Raw genomic sequence first — 19,369 nt, 5'->3', positions numbered from 1 at the left:
GTAGAGAAAATGAGGAGGAAACGACAATGGCACATCATACGAAAGAAACGATGGAACTGATTAAGGAGCTTGTCTCTATTCCGAGTCCATCTGGAAATACAGCAAAAATTATTAATTTCATTGAAAACTATGTAAGTGAGTGGAACGTAGAAACGAAACGTAATAATAAGGGTGCTCTTATTTTAACGGTAAAAGGGAAGAATGATGCGCAGCACCGCTTATTAACGGCACACGTTGATACGTTAGGTGCGATGGTGAAAGAAATTAAGCCTGATGGTCGCCTGAGTCTTTCTATGATTGGTGGATTTCGTTGGAACTCTGTAGAAGGAGAATATTGCGAAATTGAAACATCAAGTGGCAAGACGTATACAGGAACGATTTTAATGCATCAAACATCTGTACATGTATATAAAGATGCAGGTGAAGCAAAACGCGATGAGAAAAATATTGAAGTTCGTATTGATGAGCGCGTATTTTCAGCTGATGAAGTACGCGAATTAGGAATTGAAGTAGGAGACTTCGTGTCATTTGATCCACGCGTTCAAATTACAGAGAGTGGATACATAAAATCACGTCATTTAGATGACAAAGTAAGTGTTGCGATTTTATTAAAATTAATTAAAAGATTACAAGATGAAAACGTAACATTACCATATACGACGCATTTCTTAATTTCTAATAATGAAGAGATTGGATACGGTGGTAATTCTAATATTCCAGAAGAAACTGTTGAATACTTAGCAGTTGATATGGGAGCGTTAGGTGATGGACAAACATCTGATGAATATACAGTATCTATTTGTGCAAAAGACTCTAGCGGCCCGTATCATTACGCACTGCGTAAACATTTAGTAGAGCTTGCGAAAACGAATCATATTGAATATAAAGTAGATATTTATCCATACTACGGATCTGATGCATCAGCTGCGATTCGCGCGGGATTTGATGTGAAACATGCGTTAATTGGAGCGGGTATTGATTCTTCTCACGCATTTGAACGTACACATGAAAGTTCTATTGCGCATACAGAAGCATTAGTATATGCATATGTAATGTCTAATTTAATTGAAGAATAATTTCATAGATAATAGAGAGCTGATTAAAAATATTATTTTTAATCAGCTTTTTATTTTGCGAAGCGATTAGGAGACATGTCCTAATCGTTTTTTTATCCCGCTATTTGTGGGCTGATTAAAGTTTTATTTTATATACATTCATTATAAGTTATATATATGCGATTTTTGTTATAAGGCCGGAAACGTATTTACTATAGATATATAATGTTATACACTATGAAAGGAATTAATTAATAGTTAATATTTTTTAGTTAGCTTGATTAAAAAAATGTATGAATATGAAGTTTTGAGAGGAGATTTATTTTTCATGAAGTACAAAGCAATAGCCGCAGGTTTATTAGCAGCAAATTTACTAGCACATCCAATTAGTAGTTTAGCAGAAACGAAGAAATTTCCTGATGTTTCAGATAGTGCGTGGTCGAAAGACGCAATTTATTATTTAGTAGAGAGAAATGTAATTAACGGTATGCCAGATGGTAACTTTATGCCATACGGAAATTTAACACGTGCCCAGGCAGCAAAGATTATCGCAACAGCAATTGGTGCTAAAGTAGATCCGAATGCAAAGCCGTCTTATAATGATGCAAAAAATAATTGGGCAGCTTCATTTATTGCAGCTATGGAAAAAGAGAATATTATTAAAGGGCGAGAACCAGGAGTATTTGATCCTGAAGGAAAAGTAACTCGTGCTGAAATGGCAGCTATGCTTGTAAGAGCATATAATCTGAAAAGCAAAGTAACAGGACCAGTTCCTACAAAATTCGCTGATTTAGAGAATCATTGGGGTAAAGAAGAAGTTAATATTTTAGTAGAATTAAAACTTTCTTTAGGTACAGAGAATGGCTGGAAACCGAATGATTCTATTACGCGTGAACAAGCAGCTCAGCTTACTGCGCAAACAGATAAATTTAGCAAGAATAGTGATCGTCCAGTAGAAACAAAGAAAATGTACATAGATAGAAAATTCATTACATATCACGCACCATCATTAAGTTCTGGGATTAGTGCGAATCAGCATAATCCACAAACGGTAGAAATTAAAGAAGAACGAGATGGATGGATCAAAATTGCAACAAGTAACGGTGATAAATGGACACCTTTAGTGGAGAAAACAGAAGTTATTAATGAAGGATTCACTACTTATGCAGAAGCTTCTTCTTCGTCAAAAGTAATGGGAACACATAACGCACAGCAAGTAACTGTTATTGAAGAGAATGGCAGCTGGATTCGTATCCGCATGGGCGCTGGTTTCCAATGGGTTAATAAAAATCAATTAAATCCAGTGAAGCAAGGTAACTTCTTAGAAGGAAAAGCGATTATCATTGATCCAGGTCATGGTGGAGTTGATCCAGGGCATTCTGGTGTGAAAATGGATGAAAGTGCTATTGTATTAGATACATCTTTACGTGTACAAAAACTATTTGAACAAAAGACACCATTTACTGTTTTATTAACACGTAATGATGATACGCGTCCGGGAAATACTCCTGGTGAATCTTTGAAAAAACGTGTAGAATTTGCACAAGAAAATAAAGGTGATATTTTCGTAAGTATTCATGCAAACGGGTTTAATGAACAAGTAGAAGGAACAGAAACGTTCTACTACAGATCGGCAACAAATCCAAATTCAGAAGAAAGCCGTGTACTAGCAGAAAAAGTACAAAAACGTTTAGTACAAGCACTTCAATCAAATGATAGAGGTGTAAAGACAGAAAACTTCTATGTAGTGAAATACAATACAATGCCTGCTATTTTAGCTGAACTAGGTTTCATCGATGCTAAAGGTGAAGGTGAAAAACTAGCTACTGAAGAATGGAGACAACGTGCAGCGGAAGCTATTTATCAAGGTATTTTAGATTACTATGAAGAAATGGGTAACAACGTGTCTTCTTTCCGTTAATAAATAATAAGAGATTGCCATTGGCAGTCTCTTTTATTTATTAACGTTTCTCTTTATTTCCGGCATATGATATCATTTAATTTTATATACAAAAAAGTATTTGAGTAATTGTAATCATAACAATTTTAAACGATAGAGGATGATAATAGATTGAATAATCATAGTAAAACACCTGCCTGTATATATACGTATGCATTTCGTGAGGAGGAGCGTGCTTTATGTTACTTGGAAATGCGCTCGTTCTTTGGAATGGAGTCGCACGTTAATATTTTAAAAAGTGATGTAAAAATTGAACCGAGTAGAAGTGCGTTTATGAAAGAGCGCGTTGAGGTTATGTATGAAGGGGACGACTTAGAAAGCATTTTAAAACAAGTGGAACAAATTGATTTAGCGGGGGCGTCGTTTAAAGTTATCTTCGTTAAAATCAATGACCTCGTTGGAGAAAATAAAATTGAATATGGAGAAAGACGTCTTATTGAACGAGACCTTGGCATGCATATTGAAGGAGAAGCGGATGTTCGTAATCCAGAGCGTGTATTCGGGATTGTTCCTCTTGGAGGACGCTGGTACTTCGGGCACTATGTAGAAAGCGAACCAGTTTGGTATCATCACATAAAAAAACCGCATAGTTATTCGACATCACTTAGCACACGTGTTGCGAGATCAGTTGCAAATATCGCTGTACCAAATCCAGAGGGAGTACGAGCAATTGACCCGTGCTGCGGTATTGGAACAGTAGTAGTAGAAGCACTTTCTATGGGGATTAACATCGTTGGTAGAGATATAAATCCACTTGTAGTTCTTGGAACAAGAAAAAATATCGCACATTTCGGATTTAAAGGAACAGTAACAAAAGGACCAATCGAGGAAATTACTGAGAACTACGACGTTGCCATTATCGATATGCCGTACGATCTATTTACGCACGCCACACCAGAAGACCAGCTCTCCATTCTTTCAAGTGCGCGCCGCATCGCTAAAAAGGTAGTCGTTGTAACGATGGAGACAATGGACGACATGATCCATGAAGCAGGATTTGAAATTACAGATCGCTGTATTACAAGAAAAGGATCATTTACTAGACAAATTCTTGTTTGTGAATAAGAAAGGAAGGTCACCCGTTTGGGTGACCTTTTTCTATTGTAGTTTGATGTGTGATTGATTGGTGGTGTAGATAGATGAATTAGCGGAATTTGTCGGTAAGTCGATATTCCATGGCGAATCGCCGATATCGTTACATTAGAATATTACTGTTCTTTTAATTTTTCTTGTTGTGCGATTAATAAATTGCGTAATACGTGTCCGCGGTAACTTTCTAGTTTTCGTCCTTCATGATAGCGTACGCCTAATTTTTTTAGTTCAGCTACGTACCAGCCCTTTGTTCCGTAATACATGGGATCACTTCCTTTTTGCTTTTGAACAGTATATGTATGGGAGCGAAGTAACTTTACATTGAAAATAATAATGATAAAGGGAATTTTGCATGTGTGTACGAGAGGAATTGCAAAGTTATCGAGGTGTTTTATAACGTAACGTCCAAGCCGTGTATAAAAAAGTAGACAGTTGTATATGAATTTGTTGAAAAAAGAATACACATTACTGAGGGGATTTGAAAAAAGTAATGCTATACGATTTGGCATGATACTTGCGTTGGAAATAGTATCAACGTATAGGGGAGAGATAGAAATGAAGGTTAGTAAAATATATACAACGATTGATGCACACGTAGCTGGGGAACCGCTTCGAATTATTACGGGCGGCGTGCCAGAAATAAAAGGGGAAACGCAGCTGGAAAGACGCGCATACTGTATGGAACATTTGGATTACCTTCGTGAAATTCTGATGTATGAACCGAGAGGGCATCACGGAATGTACGGTTGTATCATTACACCGCCAGCAAGTGCCCACGCTGATTTTGGTGTTTTATTTATGCACAATGAAGGATGGAGTACGATGTGTGGTCATGGCATTATTGCTGTCATTACAGTTGGAATTGAAACAGGCATGTTTGAAGTAAAGGGTGAAAAACAAAAGTTCATTATTGATAGCCCAGCCGGAGAAGTTATTGCGTATGCAAAATATAACGGGAGTGAAGTAGAATCTGTATCATTTGAAAATGTTCCTTCATTTGTATACAAAAAAGACGTTCCTATTAAAATAGATAACTATGAATTTCAAGTAGATATCGCGTTTGGAGGAGCATTTTACGCTGTTGTAGACTGTAAAGAATTTGGTTTGAAAGTTGATTTTAAAGACTTGCCCGCTATTCAAACGTGGGGCGGTAAAATTAAACATTATATAGAGAGCAAAATGGAAGTGAAACATCCACTTGAAGAAGGATTGAAAGGAATATACGGCGTTATCTTTTCAGATGAACCGAAAGGGGAAGACGCAACTTTACGAAATGTAACAATCTTTGCTGATGGGCAAGTAGATCGTTCTCCTTGCGGTACAGGAACTTCCGCAAGAATCGCAACTCTTTTTGAAAAAGATGCTTTACAAAAGGGAGAAATTTTCGTCCATGAATGCATTACTGACGGGAAATTCGAGGGGGAAGTATTGTCGGTAACCGCAGTAGATACATATGAAGCTGTCGTTCCAAAAGTAACCGGGCATGCCTTTATTACAGGATTTCATCAGTTCGTTGTAGACCCGAGAGATGATTTGAAACGGGGATTTTTGTTAGGATAGAAGGAGGAGGTGGAAAGATATGCTAGTTATAAGCGCGAACGAACAAAGAAACTTAGTAAATATGAATGAAGTTATTGAATACGCGGCGCTTGCTTTAAAAGAATTTTCCGCAGAAAGAACGATTACACCAATAAGAGGCTCATTACCATTTGCGAACGAGCAAAATACGGCATTAATTATGCCTTCAGTAGCGGAAGGACTTGAGGCACTTGGAGTAAAAATAGTAACGGTAGTCCCGCAAAATAAACAGATAGGAAAGAAAACGATCAATGGGATTGTGATGCTATCAGACTTTCAAACGGGAGAACCGCTCGCACTTCTAGAAGGATCGTACTTAACGATGATCCGAACGGGCGCCTTATCAGGAGTAGCGACAAAATATTTAGCTCGTCATAATGCAAAAACTTTATGCATTATCGGCACGGGCGAACAAGCGAAAGGAATTGCCGAAGCAATATTTGCAGTTAGAGATATCGAAAAAGTCATCTTATACAATCGAACAGAAGAAAAAGCGTATGCATTTGCGCAACATATACAAGAGAAATTTGGTAAACCTGCTTACGTTTACAGGGATCCAAATGAAGCAATACGTGAAGCAGACATTATCGTCACAACTACGAACGCAACCACACCAGTCTTCTCAGAAACACTACAAAAAGGCGTCCACGTAAACGCCGTCGGCTCATTCAGACCGAGCATGCAAGAACTACCCTCACATGCCATAGCTGAAGCAAACAAAGTAGTAGTCGAATCAAAAGAAGCAGCACTAGACGAAACAGGAGACCTTCAAGTTCCGATAAAAGAAGGTCTATTCAAAGCAAACGCCATTCAAGCTGAACTTGGTCAAATTATAAGCAAAGAAAAAGCTGGCCGCGAAAATGATGAAGAGATTACTATTTTCAAATCAGTTGGTTTGGCGGTAGTAGATATTATCGTTGCGAAGTATTTGTATGAGAAAGCGGTGGAGCAAGGAGTAGGGAATAAGATTGAGTTTTGAGACTGCCTTTTGGTGGTCTTTTTGTCAGGATGGGTGTGCTAGTATTTATAATTGAAGCCTTTTAATATTATGTTGAAATATATGAATTCTGCGCGGACATCAAATCATTCATTCAATTGGTATATGAAAAAGTTGCACCTCTAATTATTAGAGATGCAACTTTTTACCATTCACGCCATTCTTCTGTTATATCTTCCTCGGATTCTAAGCCAGCTATTCGTGCTGCTGTATCGATAAATTCATAGAGATCTTCTCTTTCCATTGTTTCGATAAAATGTTCATGTTCGATATTTAATTCATTTAATTTAATAACTACCTCTTTAACAACTTGCATTACTTCGACTTCGGTTGGATTCTCTCCTAATCGCTGTAAGTTGTTAATGTAAGTGTCAAGAACTGTATTTGTTGCACTTATATTTTCTTCAGTAAAAAATTCCCCATCTTCATCATACTCAACCCATGAGGTTGTTGGTTTATTTTTTTTCAATTCATCAAATGTCATGATAACCTCCTAAATGTGTTTTTTGTCTTTAATTTCATTCTACATTTTCGATCATATAAAACAATCATTTTAGAGGGGTTTTCTGTAAGTTGATAGTTTTTTAACTCATTTTATGAGGCTACTTATTCGTGGTCTTTTTATTTTCTCCTCCGCATAAATATAGTTTATCGCAAGAATGCATTAATAGATTACAAACTTTCTACCTTTGCGAAAAAGTTTGACAATACATACCGGTAGTGGTAATTTAAAACCTATAAGAAAACTCGGTATTAATTCCGAGTTTTCTTATAGGTGTAAATAGTCGAGAGGGGTCGAAATATGAAGAAGAAGTTGTTTGTATTACCATTTGTCCTACTATTATTTATTGCATTAGCTGCTTGTTCAGGGGAAAAAGATTCGAAGCAAGCAGGAACTAGTAAATCAGGGACTCCGAAAGACGGAGGGGCGTTAACGATTGGTGTTAGCGATAATCCAGATACGATGAATCCGCTTTATGCGAATGATCGTGTGTCATTAACTGTGCAGCAAGCTTTATATGCGCCGCTATATCATATGGAAGACGGTAAGAAAAAGTTTGTTCTTGCTGAGAGCTTTACGCCTTCAGAAGATCAATTAACTTGGACACTGAAGTTAAAGGATAATTTGAAATGGCATGACGGTAAGAAGATTACATCAGATGATATTGCATTTACATTCCAATCTATTTTAGATGAGAAGCAAAATAGCTCAAGCCGTGAAAACTTTATTTTTAAAGGAAAGCCGCTTGAGGTGAAAAAGGTAGATGAGTTAACAACTCAATTCGTTTTACCGCAAGTAAGCGCATCTTTCGAAGGTGTGATGAATGATTTCTTCCCAATTCCGAAACATGTATTTGAAGGGGAAGCAGATTTAGCGAAGAGTAAGAAAAACTTACAGCCTGTAGGATCAGGGCCGTTTAAGTTTAAAGAGTATAAATCAGATGAGTATGTTGCATTAGATCGATTTGATGATTATGTAGGTGGGAAAGCTAAGTTAGACTCTATCGTATACCGCGTTGTAAAAGACCGTAATACAGCAAATGTTTCACTGCAAAATGGTCAAATCAACATGAAGATGATTGAGCCGCAAGACTTTAAGAAATTAGATAGCACTGGGAACTTCTCAATGGTGACATTCCCTGAAGGTAGACTATTCTACTTATCTTATAACATGAATACTGATCTTATGAAGAAAAAAGAAGTGCGCCAAGCAATTGCGCATGCGTTAGATAAGAAAGAAATGATTAACTCAGCATTCGTTTCAGGTGAATTTGCAGAACCAGCAAATTCAATCTTAACGCCAGACGCTATGTATTATGCGAAAGATATTAAAGACTATAAGTATGATAAAAAAGAAGCGAAAGATTTATTAGCAAAAGCTGGCGTGAAAGATAAGGAAAAAGTACGTGTGATGTATGTAACGAATAATAAAATTATGGAAAGCTTAGCGTTATATACACAACAAAAATTAAAAGAAGTTGGCTTAGAAGTTGAACTAAATGCATTAGATGCTAGTGCGGCAAGTGAAAAAGGCTTAGATAAAGAGAATAAAGAATATGACATTACATTTGGTGGTTACATAATGGGACCTGAGCCAGATTCATATAAGAGCTTATTCTTAAGCAATGCTGAATACAATTATGCACGATATAAAAACGCTGATTTCGATAAGTTATGGGAAGAGGCTGCAGTTGAGACAGATAAAACAAAACGCGCAGAGCTATACCATAAAATTCAAGAGACAGCTAGAGAAGACGTACCTTATCTACCAATCGCGTATCCGAAAGCAGTTATTGCAGTAGATAAAAAGTTTGATGGATTAAAAGAAGCGAAAGCAATTCCTGTCACAATGTTTGAAGATCTATCTAAGATTTATGAAGTGAAATAAGAAACAATAAAGAAGCTGGTGGAAATCAGCTTCTTTAGCTTGAGGGGGGAAGTTTGTGTATAAAGTAATTGCGAAGAGGCTTTTAAATGCAATTCCGCTTTTATTTGTTATTTCTATTATTTCTTTTCTATTAATAAAGCTAGCGCCGGGGGATCCGGTTCGAAACTTTGTAACGCCAAACATGAGTCCAATTGATGTGGAGCGTATTCGCAAAAGTTTAGGACTAGATCAACCAATTTACGTGCAGTATTTTTTATGGTTAAAAAACATTTTAACAGGAAACTTTGGTTACTCACTTCAAAATCATCGTCCTGTTTTGGAACTTATCACAGAAAGATTACCTGCAACAATTGGGTTAATGGGATCATCTTTACTCGTCTCATTCGTAATCGCAATACCGCTTGGACTATTTACAGGTGTGAAAAAGAATTCATTCTTTGACCGCATTGTAAACTTTATTTCATACGTTGGTATTTCTATGCCGGTTTTCTGGTTTGCACTACTATTAGTCTACTTATTCTCTTTAAAATTGAACCTACTTCCGAGTATGGGTATGCGCACCGTTGGTAAAGATTCTGTCTGGGATATTGTGCAACACGGCATTTTACCTTGTATGGTGCTAGCGTTCCAAAACGTATCTGTTTATATGAGATATATTCGTTCAAGTACGATTCAGCAATTAGAAGAAGAATATGTACAAATTCAATATGCGTACGGCGCTTCAAAGAAAACAGTGTTATTTAATCACGTACTTCGAAATGTACTAATACCGATCATTACAATTTTCGGATTATCGATTCCAAGTTTAGTAGGCGGAGCATTTATTACAGAAACAGTATTTTCATGGCCGGGTCTTGGTTCACTGGGGGTAAATGCTATTTTTAGATTTGATTATCCGATTATCATGGCAATTACATTACTATCATCATTCATGTTAATTCTCGGTAACTTAATTGCTGATATTTTATATGGCGTAGTAGATCCGCGCATTCGAATGAGGGGGTGATTTGGAATGAATAATAGGAGATTTCAAACGATAAAACATAGCTTTACGAAAAATAAGTTTGTTGCAATGGGAGTTATTATACTTGCGGTTTTAACGGTCGCATCAATTTTCGCATTCGTATCGCCGTACGATCCTAGCAAAATGTCGATTCCAGATCGCTTACAAGAACCAAGTATGAGTCATCCTTTCGGAACGGATGATTACGGAAGGGATTACTTAACGAGAGCGTTATATGGCGGACGAGTTTCACTTGCGGTCGGTTTCCTTGCGATGGTTGTTTCTATTACAATCGGTACTGCAGTTGGAACAATTAGCGGATATTTTGGCGGAAAGTTAGACAACTTTTTAATGCGAGTTGTTGAAGTACTGATGTCAATTCCATCATTCTTTTTAATGCTACTATTAAATGCGTATTTAAAACCAGGAATTACGACGTTAGTTCTTATTATCGGATTACTAACATGGATGGACACCGCGCGCATTGTAAGGGCAGAAACGTTATCTGTAAAAGAGCGTGAGTACGTTTTATACGCAAAAGTATCAGGACAAAAATCACTTATGATTATTGTAAGACATATCATTCCTAACATTTTATCAACCATTATTATCGCCGCGACATTAACGATTGCGACATCGATTTTAATGGAATCATCACTTAGTTTCTTAGGTTTAGGTATTAGAGAACCAGATTCTTCTTGGGGCAGCATGCTAAACAATGCGCAAGGATATATTGGTGAAGCTTGGTATTTAACACTATTCCCAGGATTCCTTATCCTTTTAACGGTACTTAGTTTTAACGTAATTGGTGAAGCATTGAAGAAAGCTTTCGCACCAAAAGGAGCCGGACATGAAAACTAAAGTGTTAAGTGAAAGGAGTGAGAAGCGTGTCTGAAAAACTACTAGAAGTGAAAAATTTAAAGACTTCTTTTTTCATAGAAAGTGGCGAAGTTGAAGCGGTTCGCGGCGTTACATTTCGCTTAAATAAAGGAGAAGTAGTCGGTATCGTTGGGGAATCTGGAAGCGGGAAGAGTGTAATGGCGAAGTCTGTTATGTCTCTCGTTACGTCACCAGGAAAAGTGAAAGAAGGGGAAATCCTTTTTCATAATGAAAACATACTTTCTAAATCTGAAAAAGAATTGCGTTCTATTAGAGGAAATCAAATTTCACTTATCTCTCAAGACCCAATGTCAGCGCTAAATCCGGTCGTGAAAATTGGGAAACAAATGACGGAAGTAATTATACGTCATCAAAAAGTGAAAAAGAAAGAAGTAGAGCAGATCGCGATCAACTTGTTAAAACAAGTCGGCCTTTCGTCACCAGAAGAAAGGGTAAAACAATATCCGCATGAACTAAGCGGTGGTATGAAGCAGCGGGTTATGATCGCAATGGCGATGTCTTGTAATCCGGACCTTCTTATTGCTGACGAACCGACGACTGCACTTGATGTAACGATACAGGCGCAAATACTAGATTTAATGAAAAACTTAAAGAACGAAACGAATATGGCGTTACTTCTTATTACGCATGACTTAGGAATCGTCGCGCAAAACTGTACGCGCGTTATCGTTATGTACGGCGGGCTTATTATGGAAGAAGGACCTGTACTTGATATTTTCCAATCGCCGAATCATCCATATACGAAAGGGCTATTAAACTCTTTGCCAAAAATAGCGAACGGCGTAAAAGAAAGACTCGCTCCTATTCAAGGTGTAACGCCAAACTTATTAAACCCGCCACAAGGTTGCCCATTCGCAGAGCGTTGCCCGCATGCGATGGACATTTGTGAAAAAGAACGTCCGCCATATTTTGAAATCGGAAACGAAAGACGTTCCATGTGCTGGTTAAACGATAAGACAGTAGGTGATTCACATGCATGAAGAAAACTTAATTGAAGTTCGGAACTTAAAAAAGTATTTTCCTATTAAAAAAGGACTATTTGGCAGGAAAACAGAGCAATTAAAAGCAGTCGATGACCTTAGCTTCACCATTAAAAAAGGTGAAACATTCGGATTAGTAGGAGAATCAGGTTGCGGAAAATCAACGACAGGAAGAAGCATCATTCGTTTACACGATGTCACTTCAGGTAACGTTTTATTCGACGGAAAAGATATCGCAAGTTTAAAAGAAAGTGAACTAAAAGAATATAGAAAACGAATGCAAATTATTTTCCAAGATCCATACGCATCATTAAACCCGGCAATGAATGTATTCCAAATTATTAGCGAGCCGATGAACATTCACGGATCTTACGAAAAAGAAGAACAAAAAGAAATCATTTTAGACCTTCTGAAAAAGGTAGGATTAAAAGAAGAACACTTATATCGCTACCCGCACGAATTTAGTGGAGGCCAGCGCCAGCGCATTAGCATCGCGCGCGCACTATCTGTAAAACCAGACTTTATCCTATGTGACGAACCAATCTCAGCACTCGATGTTTCAGTCCAAGCACAAGTCGTAAACATGCTGCAAGACATTCAAGAAGAAACAGGAGTCACATACTTATTCATCGCACATGACCTATCGATGGTAAGGCACATATCAGACCGAATTGGAGTCATGTACCTAGGAAACATAGTAGAAATTGCCGATAGTGAAGACCTATACACAAAACCGGCACATCCATACACACAAGCACTACTCTCATCTATGCCAGAACCAGATCCAACAAACACAGGCAAAGAACGGATCATCCTAGAGGGAGAAGTACCAAGCCCACTAAACTCACCATCCGGCTGCAAATTCAGAACGCGCTGCAAATTCGCCACTGAAAAATGCGCGCAGGAAGTACCGAAAATGGTGGAGATTGCGAAGGGGCATCAGGTGGCTTGTCATTTGTTTTAGATTTGAGGAAAAGCATTGGGGGGACCTGGTGCTTTTTTTCTTTGTAGGTGAATGTGATGTGGGATTGGTTGTTAGTTTAGGAGATAACGCGCTCGAAATTTGTCGGTAAATCGATATGTTGTGTCGAAACGTTGATATATTCGGAGTTACGATCGATATAATCGAATAATCGTTGATATATTTTTTTAAAGAGTGGGATTGGTTGTAGATTAATGTAGAAATTTAATGTTTTCGAAAAAAAGAATTGACTTCTATATTAGTTGTAACTAAAATAGTTACATAAAGATGTAATCAATTTAGTTACAACTAATATCTGCTAAAAATATGATTTATATATTTAATTAAGGATGGTGGTCCATACGTTGCCACCCGGTGTAGAAAGTTACTAACACATTCAAATCAATGCATATTCTAAGCTTTAGTATTTTCTGTTACGGGGCAATAAGGTGCAACGTTATCTTTTGTTAAAAACATTGGTGGATCTTTCTTTGGAAATATTAGTTTTGGGGAAATATAGTAAGGTATCTAAAAAAGAACAAGGTATAAAAAGATGTACTTATATAAACCAAAAATTTAGTTGAGCTGGATAATAAAAAAAAGGTAGGAGATTTAAATGGAGACGAAACAAGATAACCTTATTTACGTATGGGATGCATATTGTGGATGGTGCTATGGTTTTTCAGAAAGTATTAAAGGATTTTACAAAAACCACACTGAAGTGCCATTAACGGTTTTATGTGGAGGGTTATTTTTAGATAATTTACCAATGAAAAACTTCTCATATATAGAAGAAGGAAATAAAAGAATTAATCAACTTACAGGTGCTGAATTTGGTCCTTCATATCAAAAATTGGTGGAGGAAGGGACTTTTAAAATGAATTCGAAAGATGCTGCAATTGGCTTTTCAGCTTTACGCTCATTAGCGCCAGACCGTTTATTAGAATTCACTTCGGCTATGCAAAAAGCGTTTTATTATGAGGGCCAAAGTCTGAGTGATCCTGAAACATATCGCAAGATTGCAATCGAGCATGGTTTGGACCCTGAACAAGTATTAGAACGTTTAAACGCTCAAGAAACAATAATAGATGTCCAAAATGATTTCAATAAAGTTCGACAGCTTGGTGTTAATAGCTATCCTTCCTTACTTTTACAAAAGGATAATCAAATTATTCCTATTGGTGGTGGCGTAATGACGCCGGATAAAATTGAAGCACGTTTTAAAAATTTATATTAAGAAAATTTAGGATATAGTAGCAAACATGTTATCTTAGGCCACCTGACATTCATCTCCGGAATATTCGCCAGTACTATTACACTTTCAGATGAATGGGAGTGGGAGATTTTATCACGCTTTAACGGGCAGTAAGACCCCCACCTCAAAATTCAGTGGAAGCAAAGAAGTTAGGTGGGGGATCAACTGTCCGTAAAAGTCCGATTGGTTCAACTAATAATCAGTGGGGGATGAACAAAACCCCCACTGATTAAAGTTTCACTTTATCGGAACAAGATAAAAATATGATAATTAGTTCATAACTTTAACAAAAGGAGAATAACATACTATGTTTAAAACAATCGATACAAATCAAAAAGATGTGAAATTAACGGTGTTTAGTTCGGACGAAAAAAGCTTTATGGTCACAGCAACATTAGTTGAGAAAGCAGGACATGCATTTTTAATAAACTCAAAATTTACTCAATCTGATTCGAAAGAAATTGTTGAGTATTTGAAAAAAAACGACTTATCTTTAGATAAAATCTTTATTATTCATGGGGATCCAGACTACTACTTTGGATTAGAGAGCATTAAAGCCGTTTACCCAGAAGCTATAGCGTATGCAACAGAGTCTACTGTTGAACATATCGTTCATTCTGTCTTAGGGAAATTAAAAGTTTGGAAAGACGCCCTTGGAGAAAATGCACCAAGTAACGTGGTATTACCTCAAGTGTTTAAAGAAAAAGCGATTGATTTTCAGGGTTTAACATTTGAACTAGTAGGCTTAGATCATTACAGAACTAGCCTATTTAATAAAGAACTAAAAGTATTAATTGGTGGTATTGATGTATTTAACGAAATACATGTATTCTTAGCGGATACTAGTTCAAAAGCGGCGATGGAGGCGTGGATTGAGAACTTGAAAGTGTTACAAGCATTACATGCTGACATAATTGTACCAAGCCATGGATCAATCGAAAAATCTCTAAATAATCAAGCACTTACTGCGACAATGGATTATCTAAGAACTGCGATTCAAGCTTCTGAGGAAAGTGGAACTTCAAAAGATTTTGTGGCAAAACTTGAAGCAGTATATCCAGGCTATGCAAATAAAGGTGTATTAGAATTAAGTGCAAAAGTTGTAACAAAAGAAATGCCTTGGGGTTAATGATATGAATAAATATCAAAAACTATTACATGAAACGTATGTGTTAACTGGCGAAGGGAAATTGGATGCGTTCAAAACGTATTTAAGTGAAAATGTATCTTGGACAGAAGCTGCTGGGTTTCCATATGCAGGTACTTATATAGGTCCAGATGAAGTAGTGAAAAACGTACATGAACGTCTTGGCACGGAATGGGATGACTATAGCGCTAAAGATGAAATTTATACTTTTAATAACAATACTGTTATTGTGTATGGAAAATATAGTGGAACATATAAAGCTACAGGTAAGTCATTTGTAGCAGATTTTTGTCATCTTTATAAGTTTGATGAGAACGATAAGGTTAAGAAGTTTATTCAAATTGTGGACAGTGCAACTGTTAATGAGGTATTAAGTTAGAGTTAATCGTTTCTAATATGCCTTGTATAGGGGGAGGTTAGGATAAATGAAATTCCTAACATTACCCCTGACATTACATTTTGGGGAAGGTTTCTCCTTCTTCAAACTTTTTATAGAAGAAAACTTATTTAAGTAGAAGAGGTAGGTATATATGAAATTAGAGAAAAGTTTAATCATAACAATTATTTCTGTATTTATTTTAGGAGTAGTTTCGACTTTGGTATATCAAGCTTCCACCGGTAATAACAAAGGGAACTCAATAAAGAGCGAGAATGTTGCTTCTGTATCAAAAGAAGTGAAAGAAAATGAAAAGAATAAAAAGATGGTAGTTGATTTCTATAATGAAGTTTTTAACAAACATAATATCGATATTATCCCTAAATATGTTAGTGAAGATTATAAGCAACATAATCCTTTTGTTGCTGATGGACGAAAAGCCTTCATGGATTTCTTTAAGGAGGATTTTGTTAAAAATCCTAATTCCTCTGCAGAGATTAAACGTGTGGTAGCTGAAGGGGATACAGTTGCTCTTCATGTACATTCTCGTACTAATTCTCAAGATAAGGGAGTTGCTATAGTGGATATATTTCGTATCAAGGATGGAAAGATTGTTGAACACTGGGATGTAATTCAAGAGATTCCAAGTGAAGCAGCTAATGATAATACGATGTTTTAGATAGAAGATATATTTAATAATTGTTTAATTGATAGTGCTGTATAAAATTTAGAAATTTAGATAAGTAAAGGAGATGTCCTAGTACCATGCCTGGGACATCTCCTTTTTGTTTTAACGAGATTTAATTTATTGTTACTTGTATTTTTTTATGTACTACTATTCGATTACACATCATTTCAGGCGGTTTTCTTTTATCCCGCATTAATGGGCAGTAAGATCCCCACCTCTTTTAATTCTTCAATTAATAAAAAGTTTGCTTTCAAATTAGAAAGGGTTAGTCCCTCACACCCAAAAACAAAGGGGAACTCAATTATTCAAATTCATATAAAGTTTCAATCTTGTCTAAGCATCCATTAGGATATACAATTGATCATCTATTTTTCTTTACATAATCTCCAGATGCAGTCCATATCAACTATAGATTCTTGTCTTATGCTAAATGTAATCAAAAAGCAAGTAGATAAAGATAATGACTAAAACATTAACTCTAGATACTTTTTTGATGAATATTACAAATAAACAGGAGGTAATGAAAAATGATTAAAACATTATTAGCAGGAGCACTTTTAAGTACAGGATTGGTAGCGGGAGGTGCAGATGATGCGAAAATGGACAATTTAAAGTCAAATGAAGATAGTCCAAATCAAGTAATTACACAGAGTGTAGATGGAACAACGTCTTTCTCACAAAACTTTGATTTACCTAAAGATGCAGTGCCAGCAACTCCTAAAGGAAACGCAAAAACTGTTGAAAGAACAGAGGGTACAGGTTCTCAAGAAGGAAAAATGGTACCAACAAAAGAAGGTACAGATTCTCAACCAGGATTTGAAATGGGATCCCCTGAGAAACCAGAATATGCAAAAACAGTTGAAAGAACAGAAGGTACAGATTCTCAAGAAGGAAAAATGGTACCAGCAAAAGAAGGAAATTAAATAATATATAGTTATAACGAGGAGCATCCAAAAAGTGGTGCTCTTTTTATATTATAGGAATTAACTAGTTCTACTGAATATAGAACTGTAGGAAGAATTGAGACTAGAACATGGGGGCCTATCTCTTCAAATCATGGTGTTTAGGGCAATAGTTTTGGTGGTAACGTTATAATACAAACATTTTATTAGAGATTTTCTAAATTTACATACACTCTAGATAGACTACATATCAACTTCAGATACTTGTTTTATGATACAAGTAATCAAACAAAAGGAGGGCGATACAAAATGATTAAAACAGTATTAACAGGGCACTCTTTTATGTACAGGAGATTATTAGCAGGTGGAGCAAATGTTGAAGATATACAGACAGATAAGCATATTCCATATGAACAAGATGAATTGCAGCAAACTCTAGAAAAGTACGATTCGAAGAAGTTTGAGTTATAAAAAGAAAATAGATAAATGAACAAGAGAAAAGTATTTTCATTTGGATATAGGACTTAAATCAAACTTTTATACTAAAATATATAGGGCAAAAAGGAGGGAGTACATTGCACAAAATTATTTATGGAATATTAATTTTAATATATACTTTGTATTCATTTTTTGTAAGTGACGGAAGTGAAGTAAGGTTTATTATGCTGTTAACTATAGTGCTTATCTTTTCTGTGGTTTTAGAAAAAGGAAATGCAAACCAAACGACTGATTAAGGGGCGTTTGGTTTGCATTTTTTTAATTGGCTATTACAGTCCAGATGTTTTAGGGGGAGCACCAAATTTCATTTTTGGGGCACTATTAAATTTTTAGTTGATGAAAATACGGTGCAACTCCTTCTAGAGAAAACACCGCCTAAAATAGAAAACTTTTAACCTATTATCCTCTATTCCGTAGCTTTTAAGGTATTTAACACGACTTTGGTTGCATCTGCAATAAGTTTATCATCATATTTAGCATCTTCTTTATCATGATTAGAAAGTATAGCAAGAACAATCGGCTTTTTATTTGGTGGCCAAATAATTGCGATATCATTTCTTGTTCCGTAAGATCCCGCGCCTGTTTTATCAGCTACTTCCCATCCTTTTGGTACGCCAGCACGAATCAATTTATCTCCAGTTGTATTTCTCTTCATCCAATCTACTAATAGTTCACGTTTTTCTATTGGAAGTGCAGTCCCTAATGTAAATGATTGAAGCGTCTTAGCTATTGCTTCTGGTGTACTGGTATCATGTGTTTCTCCTGGATGCACTTCATTTAATTCAGGTTCAAATCGTTCTGAAGTAGTAACAGTATCTCCCATTTCTCTCAAGATTTTTTCAAATTCAGAGGGACCTCCTAACTGTTTAAGAATCAAGTTATGTGCTGTGCTGTCACTATATCGAACTGAAGCATCTGCAAGTTCTTTTAACGTCATTCCTGTATCAACATGCTTTTCAGTAATTGGATTATAATTAGAAAGATCTTCATGAGTATACGTAATTCTTTGATCAAGAGCTTCTAATGAGTTCTTGCGTAAAAGAGCGCCCACAGCTAATGATTTAGATGTAGATGCAAACGCAAAACGATCATCTGAATGATAAGCAATCGTTTGATTCGTACCTGTGTCCAGTGCATAAATACCAAGCTTAGCATCATATTCTTTTTCAAGTTTAGCAAAAGATTGATTTCCTGTATTTTCTTGTTTAATTTGATTAGCTTGATTCGTTTGTTTAGGTGGTTCAGATTGAGCATTACTATTGGAACAGCCTATAAGTGATACACATGAAAGTAATACTACAGGTACAATCTTTTTGTAATGTAAAATGTTATAGAACTTGTTTAAAACGAACATAAAATTTCAACCTCTTTCAAGAATATATGGATTTTGTCTAGGTATTCTAAATACCGATGCAATTAAAGATGACATAAGGTAACAATACTACTGTAGCTAAAATTTCACAGGTTAAATGACATCCAAAACGTTTATCCCGCTATTTGCCGGGCAGTAAGACCCCCGCTGATTAAAGTTTCACTTTATATGATTGATAAGTCACAGTTTGCGTTATTTCTTTTTTGTTTCCACTTG

At 36.2% G+C, this 19,369-nt stretch carries 20 protein-coding genes; 17 read left to right on the top strand and 3 right to left on the bottom strand.

Translation table 11 applies throughout. The features are described from left to right. Nucleotides 1–26 precede the first annotated feature (26 nt). From AC1Q51_RS14325 to AC1Q51_RS14315, 3 genes are all read left to right on the top strand, one after another. Nucleotides 27–1,076: a M42 family metallopeptidase gene (locus tag AC1Q51_RS14325; protein WP_000930086.1), complete on the top strand. Its 1,050-nt coding sequence runs from the start codon at nucleotides 27–29 to the stop codon at nucleotides 1,074–1,076. 307 nt (nucleotides 1,077–1,383) lie between these two features. Next, on the top strand, nucleotides 1,384–2,976 hold the full coding sequence (locus tag AC1Q51_RS14320) for an N-acetylmuramoyl-L-alanine amidase (RefSeq protein WP_016513661.1): 1,593 nt from the start codon (nucleotides 1,384–1,386) through the stop codon (nucleotides 2,974–2,976). Between the two features lie 150 nt (nucleotides 2,977–3,126). Continuing rightward, nucleotides 3,127–4,080, top strand: a complete 954-nt coding sequence (locus AC1Q51_RS14315; RefSeq protein ID WP_492331566.1) for a TRM11 family SAM-dependent methyltransferase — start codon at nucleotides 3,127–3,129, stop codon at nucleotides 4,078–4,080. A 143-nt stretch (nucleotides 4,081–4,223) separates the two neighbouring features. Here AC1Q51_RS14315 and AC1Q51_RS14310 read toward each other — a convergent pair whose 3' ends face one another. Next, the gene (locus AC1Q51_RS14310; RefSeq protein WP_072939984.1) at nucleotides 4,224–4,454 is read right to left on the bottom strand and encodes a YflJ family protein; all 231 of its coding nucleotides are present in this window, start codon (nucleotides 4,452–4,454) and stop codon (nucleotides 4,224–4,226) included. A gap of 160 nt (nucleotides 4,455–4,614) precedes the next feature. Between AC1Q51_RS14310 and AC1Q51_RS14305 the strand changes: the two genes are divergently transcribed. Continuing rightward, nucleotides 4,615–5,667: a proline racemase family protein gene (locus AC1Q51_RS14305; protein WP_072939872.1), complete on the top strand. Its 1,053-nt coding sequence runs from the start codon at nucleotides 4,615–4,617 to the stop codon at nucleotides 5,665–5,667. Between the two features lie 19 nt (nucleotides 5,668–5,686). Beyond that, the gene (locus AC1Q51_RS14300) at nucleotides 5,687–6,664 is read left to right on the top strand and encodes an ornithine cyclodeaminase family protein (protein WP_492331565.1); all 978 of its coding nucleotides are present in this window, start codon (nucleotides 5,687–5,689) and stop codon (nucleotides 6,662–6,664) included. A 163-nt stretch (nucleotides 6,665–6,827) separates the two neighbouring features. Here AC1Q51_RS14300 and AC1Q51_RS14295 read toward each other — a convergent pair whose 3' ends face one another. Then, complete coding sequence (locus AC1Q51_RS14295) at nucleotides 6,828–7,166, bottom strand: hypothetical protein (RefSeq protein WP_000141783.1); 339 nt, start codon at nucleotides 7,164–7,166, stop codon at nucleotides 6,828–6,830. A 318-nt stretch (nucleotides 7,167–7,484) separates the two neighbouring features. On the opposite strand from AC1Q51_RS14295, the gene AC1Q51_RS14290 reads away from it, so the two are divergent. From AC1Q51_RS14290 to AC1Q51_RS14235, 12 genes are all read left to right on the top strand, one after another. Continuing rightward, nucleotides 7,485–9,071, top strand: a complete 1,587-nt coding sequence (locus AC1Q51_RS14290; RefSeq protein ID WP_046392390.1) for an ABC transporter substrate-binding protein — start codon at nucleotides 7,485–7,487, stop codon at nucleotides 9,069–9,071. Between the two features lie 55 nt (nucleotides 9,072–9,126). After that, nucleotides 9,127–10,077, top strand: coding sequence for an ABC transporter permease (locus AC1Q51_RS14285; RefSeq protein WP_000278778.1), 951 nt, complete (start codon nucleotides 9,127–9,129; stop codon nucleotides 10,075–10,077). 6 nt (nucleotides 10,078–10,083) lie between these two features. Further along, a complete protein-coding gene (locus AC1Q51_RS14280) occupies nucleotides 10,084–10,935 on the top strand; it encodes an ABC transporter permease (RefSeq protein ID WP_001065285.1) in 852 nt (283 codons plus the stop codon). 26 nt (nucleotides 10,936–10,961) lie between these two features. Then, nucleotides 10,962–11,954 (top strand): ABC transporter ATP-binding protein, encoded by a 993-nt coding sequence (locus AC1Q51_RS14275; RefSeq protein ID WP_098834921.1) that lies wholly within the window; start codon nucleotides 10,962–10,964, stop codon nucleotides 11,952–11,954. Beyond that, nucleotides 11,947–12,918: an ABC transporter ATP-binding protein gene (locus AC1Q51_RS14270; protein WP_000544136.1), complete on the top strand. Its 972-nt coding sequence runs from the start codon at nucleotides 11,947–11,949 to the stop codon at nucleotides 12,916–12,918. The genes AC1Q51_RS14275 and AC1Q51_RS14270 overlap by 8 nt, the downstream gene beginning before the upstream one ends. 613 nt (nucleotides 12,919–13,531) lie before the next feature. Next, nucleotides 13,532–14,152, top strand: a complete 621-nt coding sequence (locus tag AC1Q51_RS14265; RefSeq protein WP_000448622.1) for a DsbA family protein — start codon at nucleotides 13,532–13,534, stop codon at nucleotides 14,150–14,152. Nucleotides 14,153–14,477: 325 nt separating this feature from the next. After that, nucleotides 14,478–15,299: an MBL fold metallo-hydrolase gene (locus tag AC1Q51_RS14260; protein ID WP_492331564.1), complete on the top strand. Its 822-nt coding sequence runs from the start codon at nucleotides 14,478–14,480 to the stop codon at nucleotides 15,297–15,299. A 4-nt stretch (nucleotides 15,300–15,303) separates the two neighbouring features. Beyond that, the gene (locus AC1Q51_RS14255) at nucleotides 15,304–15,696 is read left to right on the top strand and encodes a nuclear transport factor 2 family protein (protein WP_001046367.1); all 393 of its coding nucleotides are present in this window, start codon (nucleotides 15,304–15,306) and stop codon (nucleotides 15,694–15,696) included. Nucleotides 15,697–15,847: 151 nt separating this feature from the next. Next, a complete protein-coding gene (locus AC1Q51_RS14250) occupies nucleotides 15,848–16,372 on the top strand; it encodes a nuclear transport factor 2 family protein (protein WP_000764214.1) in 525 nt (174 codons plus the stop codon). Between the two features lie 536 nt (nucleotides 16,373–16,908). Beyond that, nucleotides 16,909–17,304 (top strand): alpha-ketoglutarate permease, encoded by a 396-nt coding sequence (locus AC1Q51_RS14245; RefSeq protein ID WP_098842349.1) that lies wholly within the window; start codon nucleotides 16,909–16,911, stop codon nucleotides 17,302–17,304. A gap of 288 nt (nucleotides 17,305–17,592) precedes the next feature. Continuing rightward, the gene (locus tag AC1Q51_RS14240; protein ID WP_016513667.1) at nucleotides 17,593–17,754 is read left to right on the top strand and encodes a hypothetical protein; all 162 of its coding nucleotides are present in this window, start codon (nucleotides 17,593–17,595) and stop codon (nucleotides 17,752–17,754) included. Nucleotides 17,755–17,858: 104 nt separating this feature from the next. Next, nucleotides 17,859–18,017: a hypothetical protein gene (locus tag AC1Q51_RS14235; protein WP_002093894.1), complete on the top strand. Its 159-nt coding sequence runs from the start codon at nucleotides 17,859–17,861 to the stop codon at nucleotides 18,015–18,017. 170 nt (nucleotides 18,018–18,187) lie between these two features. On the opposite strand, the gene blaIII is transcribed toward AC1Q51_RS14235, so the two are convergent. Continuing rightward, a complete protein-coding gene (blaIII, locus tag AC1Q51_RS14230) occupies nucleotides 18,188–19,135 on the bottom strand; it encodes a class A beta-lactamase BlaIII (RefSeq protein WP_086422253.1) in 948 nt (315 codons plus the stop codon). Nucleotides 19,136–19,369: the final 234 nt, after the last annotated feature.

Source organism: Bacillus sp. MT94 (assembly GCF_058792475.1).
This window is presented reverse-complemented; position numbering and strand designations above follow the sequence as displayed.

Bases quoted from the DNA above. Each gene is read 5' to 3' on its own strand.
- AC1Q51_RS14325 (WP_000930086.1), top strand. From the start codon at position 27: ATGGCACATCATACGAAAGAAACGATGGAACTGATTAAGGAGCTTGTC.
- AC1Q51_RS14320 (WP_016513661.1), top strand. From the start codon at position 1,384: ATGAAGTACAAAGCAATAGCCGCAGGTTTATTAGCAGCAAATTTACTA.
- AC1Q51_RS14305 (WP_072939872.1), top strand. From the start codon at position 4,615: ATGATACTTGCGTTGGAAATAGTATCAACGTATAGGGGAGAGATAGAA.
- AC1Q51_RS14300 (WP_492331565.1), top strand. From the start codon at position 5,687: ATGCTAGTTATAAGCGCGAACGAACAAAGAAACTTAGTAAATATGAAT.
- AC1Q51_RS14295 (WP_000141783.1), bottom strand. From the start codon at position 7,166: ATGACATTTGATGAATTGAAAAAAAATAAACCAACAACCTCATGGGTT.
- AC1Q51_RS14290 (WP_046392390.1), top strand. From the start codon at position 7,485: ATGAAGAAGAAGTTGTTTGTATTACCATTTGTCCTACTATTATTTATT.
- AC1Q51_RS14280 (WP_001065285.1), top strand. From the start codon at position 10,084: ATGAATAATAGGAGATTTCAAACGATAAAACATAGCTTTACGAAAAAT.
- AC1Q51_RS14270 (WP_000544136.1), top strand. From the start codon at position 11,947: ATGCATGAAGAAAACTTAATTGAAGTTCGGAACTTAAAAAAGTATTTT.
- AC1Q51_RS14265 (WP_000448622.1), top strand. From the start codon at position 13,532: ATGGAGACGAAACAAGATAACCTTATTTACGTATGGGATGCATATTGT.
- AC1Q51_RS14260 (WP_492331564.1), top strand. From the start codon at position 14,478: ATGTTTAAAACAATCGATACAAATCAAAAAGATGTGAAATTAACGGTG.
- AC1Q51_RS14255 (WP_001046367.1), top strand. From the start codon at position 15,304: ATGAATAAATATCAAAAACTATTACATGAAACGTATGTGTTAACTGGC.
- AC1Q51_RS14250 (WP_000764214.1), top strand. From the start codon at position 15,848: ATGAAATTAGAGAAAAGTTTAATCATAACAATTATTTCTGTATTTATT.
- AC1Q51_RS14245 (WP_098842349.1), top strand. From the start codon at position 16,909: ATGATTAAAACATTATTAGCAGGAGCACTTTTAAGTACAGGATTGGTA.
- AC1Q51_RS14240 (WP_016513667.1), top strand. From the start codon at position 17,593: ATGATTAAAACAGTATTAACAGGGCACTCTTTTATGTACAGGAGATTA.
- blaIII (WP_086422253.1), bottom strand. From the start codon at position 19,135: ATGTTCGTTTTAAACAAGTTCTATAACATTTTACATTACAAAAAGATT.